The sequence below is a fragment of the Limnoraphis robusta CS-951 genome, assembly GCF_000972705.2.
In genome coordinates, this window is sequence record NZ_LATL02000094.1 from 19,183 (window position 1) to 30,322 (window position 11,140).

An 11,140-nucleotide genomic window follows, 5' to 3' on the forward strand; every position below is an offset into this window, starting at 1 on the left:
TACTGCTATGGTAATATACCGCACTCTTGACACCATGAACACCTGTTGGGGTTGCTGTCCGATAAAAAACCGTTTTTTTGAGGTTCGACTTGTGACTAATATCTCAATCCGACACCTAAACCTAAACCGTAAATTTTTGTGACTTTATCTTCGGTATTGAAAACCACCTTGATTCCGGTTCCATCAGGATTCATCCATTCATAGGACGTTTTAAAATTTTCGTCTCCATCCGGGTTAAAATTTGGATTAAGTTTTCCCTCTGTTCCCATGACCGTTTTCACTTCCTCTATGGTCATTCCCATTTGCAATTGGTAATACTGTTGACGTGTGGCTAGTGTTGGCCCTTCGGGAGTGCGGGACGGTATCGGATTTCCCCCCATCGTATATTCATCTAAATTACGAGTCACAATTGAACGAACTCGATTATTGCCATCAAAAGTAACAATAATACCAGAGTTGTTAGGGTTTAGCCAATGATACCGAGTTTGTGAGGGATTCGGACTAGAGTTATATAAGTCTTGATCCGATTTTCCCTCGGAACCCATGACGGTTTTGACTTCCTCATAGCTCATGCCGATTTTGAGTTTATTGTAATAATCAATCGTAATCGGACTCTGTGATAAATTTTGCAGTCGATTATCTTCGGTTCTCGATAAATTATTATGAAGGGGAGGCATCAAATTGTATGAACCGAGGTTGATGACTTTGTTTTCAGCACTAAATACAANCTTGATCCGATTTTCCCTCGGAACCCATGACGGTTTTGACTTCCTCATAGCTCATGCCGATTTTGAGTTTATTGTAATAATCAATCGTAATCGGACTCTGTGATAAATTTTGCAGTCGATTATCTTCGGTTCTCGATAAATTATTATGAAGGGGAGGCATCAAATTGTATGAACCGAGGTTGATGACTTTGTTTTCAGCACTAAATACAACGGTAATCGATGAACCATCTGGATTAATCCAATGATACATGGTTGGAGAACCTTCTTGATCAGAATCAGCCCGAAAACCGCGATCCCGTTCTCCGGTTTCTCCTCCCATAATCGCTTTGACTTCTTCATAGGTCATTCCATGACGAATTTGATCATATTCAACTTTACTAAATCGATTAAACGGCGCTGTGTTTGCGGGTGTAGCCAACCAGCAACTTAAAACTAATCCGGTTAAAATTAGAATTCGTTTCATTGAGTTATTCTCCTCACCCTGTTTGAATATAAAATTATTTTTTAATCAAAAAATTACTGCTAAAACGTTTTGTTTTTAATTTTTTTAGATGAGCATTTTTCAAATTTTTAATTAAAGTTCTCATTTGGTTTAAATTAATCGATTGACCTCCATAACGCCACTGTACATAAGTCTGTGAAACCTCTTCAATCACTTCAACCTCATCAATTGAGTGATGGGATCTTAAAGAATGAGCATATTCTAGCGGAGTTTGTGCAGAAGATTTGGGGTATCCTTTCGTTGCTAATAGCTTCAGCATTTGTTGATACAAACTTTCTTCCGCAGGCAGTTTAGATAACCACCGATGATAACGCCAAACTTGCCAACGATCAAATCCCAACCAACCGAGAAAACCTGCTATCAGCGCAACCAATAACCCTGTAAATAAACCCAACCATCCTTGAGCAAAAAGCGTTAAAAACCAACGAATACTCCGGGCTACCCACAGAAATATTGTACCAAAAATCGTTTGCAAAATACTCGTCACCGGAGAAGGCAACCAACCCGCTACCCATTCCCAAAATGCCCGTAACGCACTAAAAGTTTGATTTTCTTCAATGGAAGGCGGAATTAATTCCATACCCGGAATGGGGTTAAAAGCAAACCAACCATACTCAGGAAAATAAACTTCAGTCATCGCATGAGCATCGGTATTCCGAACCACATATAAACCTGTAAAGGGGTTAAATTCTCCCCCATCAAATCCCGCAACTAATCGGGCTGGAATGCCAATAGAACGCAGCATCATCGTTAACACAGTGGCAAAATGATCGGGATAACCACCTGTAATGGTTTCGCCCGGTGGACTGTCTTTATAGCCAAACAAAAAGGCTGAGACTAAATCTTCATCTTCTCGTAAAAACGGCGGTGCTTCTTGCAGACGATAAACGGGATTTTGTTTGAGGTATTGGGCGAGATAGAGTGCTTTTTCATAGGGGTTATCAAGAGGCTTTTTGTTTTGAGCCACTTGATTAATATTTTCGAGAATTTCTTCAGTTTTTTGACGAACTTTTTCTCTAATTTCTTGCGGAACTTCCAGATAATAATCTTTGATTTGTTGAGGATATTTGTTAGGAGCTTCTGCCAGCAAAGAACGATTACGAAAAGGCACTTGAGAAATAACAGTATAAGTCATTCCTTCTCGTAAATCTAAAGGCGATCGCAAATTTCGTTCCGCATCAACGGCTAATTCTTGGGTCGGGAAATAGACTTCTTTTGCCCAAGGCATAGCCGGGAGTAAGTTTGGAAGTTGAGAAATAATCGTATAACTTTGAACAATTTCTCTCGTCTCACTGAGGGTAATTTGAGGATAAAGCAAAAATTGATAAGACCAAGATGGGCGGTTCAGCATGAACATTTCATCTTTATCATTGCGGGAAATTTCCCAGCCTTGACCCGTGTATTGATCAAAGGCAACGACACGCCAAAACCCTCTCGCTTGCGATCGCACCCGCATCACGACTCTAGGCGTTAATTGACCGCGCAGATTTTGGTTAATTTGGGTATCAAAACCATAGTAAAAATTGGAATCAAGTTGACCTGCACCTTGACGGGGACTACGACCACTACTGCCTCCTTCAGAGTTATTCTCTTGATCATTTTGGGAAACATAACCCGGATTAAAGACTTGAGTCCCGTCAAATTGCCCTTGAGGTAAATCAATCGGAGAACTAACCGGAAAAGACCGAAGTTGATAACTGGGAAAACGAGGTAAGAGGGCAAAAATTGCTAATCCTAAGACAACTACACTCAGGAAACTTAAAGCTAAAAAGCGAACATTTAATGTAGAAAAAAGTTGAGAGGGTTTAGATTTATCGGTTGGGTTTAAATTGAGTTGAGTTAAGCCCAATCGGGAGCGATAATCAAAAATTAACGTGGGTAATGCGATCGCCAAAAAGAGTAGAATAACAGGTGCAAAAGTGAGGGTTTGACTGAGGGTTGCAGCGACACCAAGCAAGATTAACCCAATTACCATTGAATAGCCTAAATCTTTGCGGCGGGGTACATCAAAACTGTGCAGAATTTGCAGATGAATCAGAAGTTGAGCCAGTACGAGGCGAGTATCATTAAGTTCCCCAACCAATCGCCCAAAGAATGCAGCCAGTGCCACAAGCATTCCGATAGCAATACAAAATTTAACAGGCACATTACGATAGCGACGGCGAAAATAACTCCAGGTTGCTCCCACTATACTGACAGGAATTGCCCAGAGGTTGAGGGGTTCTGCAATTGCGACATCAGTGGCGACAATTCCAACAATCACAAGCAACTGAACTAAGACTCGCAGGCTGATGGAATCTTCGGCTTCCGGCTTCGGCATTGCTTCGATCCGATGCCACAGTTGAGTCAATAGAGGAATTCTGGGAGTCATGGCTCAGTCGGTAGAAAGATATGCAAGTGCTATGAACACTTTACCTGATCTCCGACGAGCAAGCCACATCAGCAACTTCAATGGAGAGGCACAGTAGATGTGATGTTATCGGGGCGACTGTAGACCAATCGCAAAACTGAGGGGATGCTGATCCTGGTCGTTTAGAATCACATTGAGTTGATAGGTTTGATCAAGATGAGGATCAACCAACTCCAGTTTGATATAGCCGCGATCACAACGTTGGGCAGTGGCTTGTGCGTCCGCTCCGGTGAGCCACAAATGTCCACCATCGGGCAAATGACCCATCACCTTCAAAGAGGCGCTCTGGCCGTCTTGTTGAGTATATTCAGCCTCTAGGGTGAGTACGCCCAGACTGGTCAGCCATTGTTGTTTAATGGCAGGTTGATTAAGATTACAGGTTAAGGTGAGAGCCTGAATAATCTCTCGTGCGGCTAAAAGCGCCATCAACATTTGCTGTTCCGGGTTAGCCGTTTCGTATTCTGGCAGTGCTAGATCGAGAGGATTTTGTCCCCTAGCCCAACCCAGCATCAGACGATGGGTTAACTCATTGAGGGGTTCAGATTGTCCAGGAAATAGAGTTTCTACGACTTGAACTAATTTTGCGCCCTCTCGTAAAGAAGACTGAATCGCCTCTTGACAGGGACTCAGCAGTTGAGCAAAAACAGGATCAGGAATCGGAACAGACCAGCGTAGATTTTGCTTATGAGCCATCCAGGGAACTCTTCGTTCTTCGATTACGTCTGGATAACAAGCGAAATCAGATGCTTTTGTTTCCCAAGGAAATAATGGTGGGTTTCGTTCCATCTCGGCTTTTAACCGATTTTTCAAGACCGTTTCAAACCTGTTTTTCACGGTTGGTATCTCTCCCAATGTAAAAAGTTGACTTGGGTAGTCGGAGTCATCGATATCTTCTGAGTCTAATGGGTCGAGTTCTTCCCACTCTCCTTGCTCCACCCTGGATTGATCATCAACATTCGGAGTGTAGTTTGATTCGTTCTTCATTGAAGAAGGATTTTTGACTGACCAACGCTCCGTGCCGTCTCCGTCGTCGCACGGCGGAGTAATCTGTGACTTTTCCATGAGCCAGTCAAAAAAGTGGCACTCGAATGATGGATCATCTCGGTATGTTTCGTTATTCATCGCTAGATGCCCCTGCTCCGGATACTGAATGATTTCTGATTTCCCAAGACAACTCTAATACTTTAAACCACCGTTTTTGGATTTGAGTGACCTTACTGTTAAGGGTTTGGGAAATTTCGTGATCGGATAAACCCTGCTGTTTTAACCTTAGCAGATCCGCTTGTTCTCGACTCAGTTGGTCTTGAAAAAGCTGCCATTGTTGGGGGGTTAATCCCAAGTCTTTTTCTAAATCCGCTTCTAACCATTGATGCACCAGTTCCCAGCGATGTCCGAAGGCAAATCGCAGCAAATGATATTTGAATCGTTGCTGTAAATAGTCTCGCTGGCGCGGTGTTAATCCCAAGATTTCTTCGATTTCCCGAGTCGGTAAATCTTGCAATCGCAACGCAAAATAATCGGCACAATCTTGTTGCTCGTGTTCTTCGAGGTAAGCCATTAACTCTTCAACCACCGTTTGGCGTAAAGAGTCTAACTCGGGTTCTGTCGATTCGGAGGCCATTGCATTTCGCACTTGTTGCATTGCTGAATCATTCCAAGTCTGATCAGATTCTTGAGATGATCCTTCGGCGGCTTGATCCAAATCGACAAAGGTTTCTTTCGGCTGTTGCTGAGAAAAGGTCTGGGCGCGTAAAATAATAAGCTGTTGACTACGACCCCGAGCTAACGGAATTCGTCTTTTCCCATAGCGTTCTGTAAAGGCTAAATATTCCCCGAGTTCCAATATGGTCTGAGGACGATAGGTTGCAGCTAACTGAGCCTCTTTGCGAAAAGCACTTAAGGTTTCCAGGTAGAAGGCCTGCAAGAAATCCCTGATCAACTCCAGTCGGGCTTGATAACTGGATTGGACTTGCGGAGGTGTGATATAGCGGTAGACAATTGCACTTAAGGTACTGTGCAGTTCCACAGGTGCCTGTTTTGACCCGAGCCTGTAATAATGCAGACATTGCTGAAGGCGATGTTGAGCTAATGTCATCGCCCAGGTTTCGACTTCGCCAGAAGCCTGAATGCGTCTGCTTTCTGTACAGATGCGAAGGGCTTCTTCGGTTAAACGTTGGGCAACATCCCGGCAATTCTGCTCAGAGGCACGGGTGGACTGTTGGAGTTCGCTTAACAGCCGTTGATATATAGTCTCGCTCTGGCAGATTTCCCCCATATTTTGAATACTTAGTAACAGTGACCCTAACATTCCCTTTCGAGCGAAACCAAGAGAATTCCGGAGACTATCACCAGTTTACTGTGATGGATCTCCAGGTTAAATTAGGTCATCTGTCACAATGAATTATCAGTGATCCGCTAAGTTTTTCCCTCTGACCTTTGATTTTTCAGCAAAATAATGGATTTAGATCAACAAATTCAATCTTTAATTGATAATGCACCTCAAGATGGTACAACTCCTGGGGTCGTCCAAGCGATCGCTCCTGCGTTGAAAATTCTGGCTGAACAATTGCAGCATGATTGTTACTACATCTTGCAAGCCTCGGATGAAAGTTGGGTACTCACAACTTTGAGTCATCTGGATCAACCTGATCTACAAAAGCGGGTGATTTATGCCTACCCGACTCTTCTAGATGCCTCAAATCGTTCTCCGGTTAGTGTCCCGACTTATGTACAAGCCACTCCTCTACCCGTTACTCATATTCTGTTTCAAATGGTGGCCCTGCAAGCCCTCGATAGTATTATTTTCTTTGAAGTTCCGGGTCATTTGGAAAGCGGAACAGAAGTTAAGCGTAGCGAGGTTCAAGATTTAATTCGGGTTTATTTGGAGCGATATCGGGCGACGGTTCAGCCTCGAAATATTCCTCGAAATATTCCTCCCAATTTCGCTTAATTCCCATACAGGTTAGTGTCTGCCGCTATTAAATGAAGTCATCACTTTTAGGGACTAACGACAGACATCTAACACCAACATTTGCTCATTGATTGTCTAGATTTCAGCTCAGATACAACCGAAGAAGTTCGACCTTAAACCTGGCTTAAATCCCTGTTGAATGAGTCTAACTTCTAAGGGTTCAAGGGCTAATATTCTCGATAGGTTTTGACCCAATTTTCTGACTAATACAATCGATTAAGATTCCAATCAGCTAATTCAATTAGAGCTTTTCGAGAATCACAATCGGGAAATTTAGAAATATGTTCGACAGCCTGTTTAGCATGATGGGCTGCGAGTTCTCGCGATCGCTTAATTGCAGAACTTTCTTGAATTAGGGCGAGGGCTTGTTCTAAATCTCCTTCTTGTGCAAACTCCCGTTCAATTAACGTTTCTAAGTATGGTTTTTCTTCTAGAGCGTACAAAGTCGGAGCGTTTAAATTCCCACTTTGCAGATCAGAACCAGCAGGTTTTCCGAGAGATTCGGTTGAACCTGTGAAATCCAAAATATCATCAACAATTTGAAAAGCCAAGCCTAGATTGCGTCCATAACTGTACAAATCTTCCGCTAATTCGGCAGAAACGCCACTCAATAAACCTGCCGCTTTGGAACTATTGGCAACCAAAGAAGCTGTTTTGTAGTAACTTTTTTCCAGATAAGCATTAATCGACATTCCGGTATCAAATCGATTCAGTCCCTGCTGAATTTCGCCTTCAGCGAGATCCATAATCACTTTGGATAGCAGTTTGACGACTTCCAAATTATCCAGGTTGGCCAGATACCAAGAAGATTGGGCAAACAGAAAGTCTCCTGCTAAGACTGCGATACGGTTGTTAAAGAGACTGTGGACAGTGGGCGCTCCTCGCCGGAGATCCGACTCATCGACAACATCATCATGGACTAAACTGGCTGTATGAATCATTTCGGTAATTTCTGCGAGTCGCCGATGCTTAGGCGTAATGTCCTGATTGGGCATGGTGGTTCGCGAAATTAGCAAAACGATAGCAGGTCGCACCCGTTTCCCGTGAATACTGAAAAGATGCTCTGCTGCTGCATATAGAATGGGGTGACGAGCGCCGACTAACTGTTTCAAGTTGTCTGTCAACAGTTGCAGGTCTGCTTCAACCGGAGAAAATAAAAGAGTGCTAGAGGTCATGGATCAGCCGACTCAGGCAATTGGGTTTAACAAAATTTTACATATTATAGTTGTATTTTAAGCTAACCCTCTGGGAAATGGATATCAAACTCAACTCAACCTGGAAATCTCACCAATTCCTGAAGGTTAAGCAGTGGGGTTTTCAGGGCGGACATCCTCAGCGAAAATTCTCTTGAGGCTGACTCTGATGGCTGAGGGTCTTCTCAAAACCGGACGGGGATCAAGATCGAACCGATAACTTACTCCTGCCATGCTCATTTTTCCAGTTTGCTCATACCTCTCGGTCGAAGTCTATCAAATTATTAAGGAACTTCCCCTAAAGTCTCTCACAATCGCGAGTTTTATGTTATTTTAGTAAGTAAGAGTTTAAACAATTCTACACATTCAGGGCTATGGATCTGGCGACGGAGTATTAGGTATCTGTCGTTGCAATGTTAATCCGTAGGCAAATGGATCTCTGCTGAAACTTGATAAATAGTTCAAAGCTCATCAGAGTTAACAGGCTACCCCAGTATGTAAGTAGACGATCCCTGAGATTTAGGTTGCTAAGTACAGCCTGACATCTCAGTTAGGGGGTCTGTAATTGAAGTAAAATCCTGACAATGTTTTCTGGGACGTGAAGTTCCCAGAGAGTGCTTTAAGTAAGTTATCGCAGCTAGACCTTAGCTCTGTATGCTAGCCCTATGTAGCTGGTATTAAACTCTTGCCTTTGCTCCTCCTATTATCTGTTTGGCTATACCCGCTATGATGTACCAAGAAACTCCACTGATGATTCCCGTTCTGGCCGCAGGTTACGTTTTAACCGTTTATTTGTTATTGATGCTTGCCAAACGCACAGCCAAAATTTCGAGATCCTAACAGAGTGCTAATGTTCGGCAACTGGATAACGCCCCAAACGCAGCTTGAAAACTCTACCATAGTGGAAATCAGGTGTCAAGGGAAAATAATTCACAGGTTGTCGTGTTTAGTCGGATTTGAGATAGTCCCACTCCNTTTCGAGATCCTAACAGAGTGCTAATGTTCGGCAACTGGATAACGCCCCAAACGCAGCTTGAAAACTCTACCATAGTGGAAATCAGGTGTCAAGGGAAAATAATTCACAGGTTGTCGTGTTTAGTCGGATTTGAGATAGTCCCACTCCCACAGGGGGGTGGGATTATTCTATATAAAGGACATTTTTTGGCTTGGGAAAATCAACACAAAGGCACAAAGTCACGAAGATTTTTCTCTTGGTGTCTCTGTGTCTTGGTGTTTTTTCTTCTTGAAGTTAACTCCCCCTTCTACCCTCTTTGAGTGAAAGAGGGGTTGTTTCGGATGTCTCGATCGCCCCTAATTCCGTTGCTTCTACAGTCGGAGTAAACCCTAACCACTGCACAGATAAACTCGCAAATTGTTGGGGACAACCACTGACACAAAAGCGTGTGGGTTTGGGGGGATAGGGATTTCGCAGTCCCAACAATTCTAACTCCTGAGTCATGGCTTTGACTAAATGGACGGCTGGATCAACGATCCGCACTNGATAAACTCGCAAATTGTTGGGGACAACCACTGACACAAAAGCGTGTGGGTTTGGGGGGATAGGGATTTCGCAGTCCCAACAATTCTAACTCCTGAGTCATGGCTTTGACTAAATGGACGGCTGGATCAACGATCCGCACTGTCGCCGGCAGGATTGATCGCAAAACAGGGGCTAAATGAGGATAGTGAGTACACCCGTAAATCAAGGTATCGATGTGTTGATCCAATAAAGGGGCTAAATATTCCCGTGCCACCTCATAAGTATAAGGATCGTGAATACGATTCTCCTCAATTAATGGGACAAACTCAGGACAACTCACCTGCCAGACTTGAACTTGACTATTCATTTCCTCAATGGCTTGGCGATAAGCATTACTCGTGACTGTAGCGGGAGTTGCAATCACCCCAATACGCTGGCCTTTGCGGACTGCGGCTTTTGCTCCCGGCAATATGACTCCCAGAATCGGCACATTGAATTCTGATTGTACAGTTTCCAGGGCGAGGGCTGAACTGGTATTACAAGCCATGACGATCATTTTGACATCCTGATCCATCGCCCACAGGATGATNTAAGCATTACTCGTGACTGTAGCGGGAGTTGCAATCACCCCAATACGCTGGCCTTTGCGGACTGCGGCTTTTGCTCCCGGCAATATGACTCCCAGAATCGGCACATTGAATTCTGATTGTACAGTTTCCAGGGCGAGGGCTGAACTGGTATTACAAGCCATGACGATCATTTTGACATCCTGATCCATCGCCCACAGGATGATTTCACGAACAAATTGTAAAATCTCGCTCTGAGTTCGAGTACCGTAGGGCAATCGAGCGGTATCTCCAAAATATAGAATTGATTCATTCGGGAGTTGTCGGTATAACTCTCTTAAAACCGTTAACCCTCCCACACCACTGTCAAATACTGCTATTCTTTGTCCTTTTTTATCCGTTGTCATACAGTCCAATGTCTGGTGATTGTTGATTGCTTGTCCGATGAGTACATCTGTGACTTAATTTATAGTTCCCTGTTTCAGAGAACAAGGGATACTACACTCGATTGAACAGCTATCCGGAAAGATCAGCCTCTCACAATCGGGCTTACCCCAAAAAGTCATGTCAGCGTTTCTTGACTTTAGTTGTTAAAACGAAGTCGTTATGAGTATGATTTAAGAAGAGAGAAAATTAAGGAGAAAATATTCTCATGCAAGTTCAGGACATTCCCCTGAAGCAGATTCGGCGTCCACTGCCTCGGGCGACGGATGCGGCCAAAGTCGCAGCTTTAATGGAGTCTATTCGAGAAATCGGCTTGCAAGAACCCATTGAAGTGTTAGAAGTAGACGGCCAATACTATGGGTTTTCAGGCTGTCATCGTTTTGAAGCTTGTACCAATCTCGGCTATGAAACCATTCGTTGTAAAGTGCGTAAAGCGCCCCAATCTGTCCTCAGAAAGCATCTGGCTTGAGATAGATTAATCAAGTACCAAAACAGGGTAAAATCCGGTCATAGTTTGTAATGATTTATTAAGCTGCTGAATTCTCAAACCAATCAACCTAAAAGGAGTATAAATCCATGAGTAACAATAACCTGAAAACCCGTCTTTATGCCTCTCGGATTGATTTTTCCGCAGAAACTCGTCAAGAAATCGCAGCAATTCTGAATGCAACATTAGCAACGACTTTAGACCTAAAAACCCAAGTCAAACAAGCCCACTGGAACGTTAAGGGATTCAATAACCCCGCCCTGCTTCGCGGCGGACGGGGATTGAGAAAAGCAAATTTCTCCGCGTTGTGTTGAATAGACTATAAGCCGTTAGCTGGTACGCACTTCTAGGTACTTCCC

8 protein-coding genes and 2 pseudogenes are annotated in these 11,140 nt (G+C 43.6%); 3 read left to right on the plus strand and 7 right to left on the minus strand.

Features of this window, described 5'->3' with window-relative positions; translation table 11 throughout:
- Positions 1–1,225: 1,225 nt before the first annotated feature.
- The 3 genes from WN50_RS08440 to hetZ form a co-directional block, all read right to left on the minus strand.
- Positions 1,226–3,601 (minus strand): transglutaminase TgpA family protein, encoded by a 2,376-nt coding sequence (locus WN50_RS08440; RefSeq protein WP_046279739.1) that lies wholly within the window; start codon positions 3,599–3,601, stop codon positions 1,226–1,228.
- Positions 3,602–3,706: 105 nt separating this feature from the next.
- Positions 3,707–4,762, minus strand: coding sequence for a hypothetical protein (locus WN50_RS08445; RefSeq protein WP_046279740.1), 1,056 nt, complete (start codon positions 4,760–4,762; stop codon positions 3,707–3,709).
- Complete coding sequence (hetZ, locus tag WN50_RS08450; protein WP_046279741.1) at positions 4,755–5,915, minus strand: heterocyst differentiation protein HetZ; 1,161 nt, start codon at positions 5,913–5,915, stop codon at positions 4,755–4,757. Before hetZ ends, WN50_RS08445 begins: the two co-directional genes overlap by 8 nt.
- 180 nt (positions 5,916–6,095) lie before the next feature.
- Between hetZ and WN50_RS08455 the strand changes: the two genes are divergently transcribed.
- Positions 6,096–6,590, plus strand: a complete 495-nt coding sequence (locus WN50_RS08455) for a hypothetical protein (RefSeq protein ID WP_046279742.1) — start codon at positions 6,096–6,098, stop codon at positions 6,588–6,590.
- 224 nt (positions 6,591–6,814) lie between these two features.
- Here WN50_RS08455 and sds read toward each other — a convergent pair whose 3' ends face one another.
- The 4 genes and pseudogenes from sds to murI (WN50_RS35895) all read right to left on the minus strand — a co-directional run.
- The gene (gene sds, locus WN50_RS08460; RefSeq protein ID WP_046279743.1) at positions 6,815–7,786 is read right to left on the minus strand and encodes a solanesyl diphosphate synthase; all 972 of its coding nucleotides are present in this window, start codon (positions 7,784–7,786) and stop codon (positions 6,815–6,817) included.
- 126 nt (positions 7,787–7,912) lie between these two features.
- Positions 7,913–8,038 (minus strand): hypothetical protein, encoded by a 126-nt coding sequence (locus tag WN50_RS36865; RefSeq protein ID WP_281062868.1) that lies wholly within the window; start codon positions 8,036–8,038, stop codon positions 7,913–7,915.
- A 1,266-nt stretch (positions 8,039–9,304) separates the two neighbouring features.
- Positions 9,305–9,873, minus strand: a pseudogene (gene murI, locus WN50_RS08470) (glutamate racemase); the annotation flags it as partial.
- 1 nt (position 9,874) lies between these two features.
- A pseudogene (murI, locus tag WN50_RS35895) lies at positions 9,875–10,257 on the minus strand (glutamate racemase); the annotation flags it as partial.
- Between the two features lie 245 nt (positions 10,258–10,502).
- Between murI (WN50_RS35895) and WN50_RS08480 the strand changes: the two are divergent.
- A complete protein-coding gene (locus WN50_RS08480) occupies positions 10,503–10,763 on the plus strand; it encodes a ParB N-terminal domain-containing protein (protein ID WP_046279745.1) in 261 nt (86 codons plus the stop codon).
- 107 nt (positions 10,764–10,870) lie between these two features.
- Positions 10,871–11,095 (plus strand): ferritin family protein, encoded by a 225-nt coding sequence (locus WN50_RS08485; protein ID WP_046279746.1) that lies wholly within the window; start codon positions 10,871–10,873, stop codon positions 11,093–11,095.
- Positions 11,096–11,140: the final 45 nt, after the last annotated feature.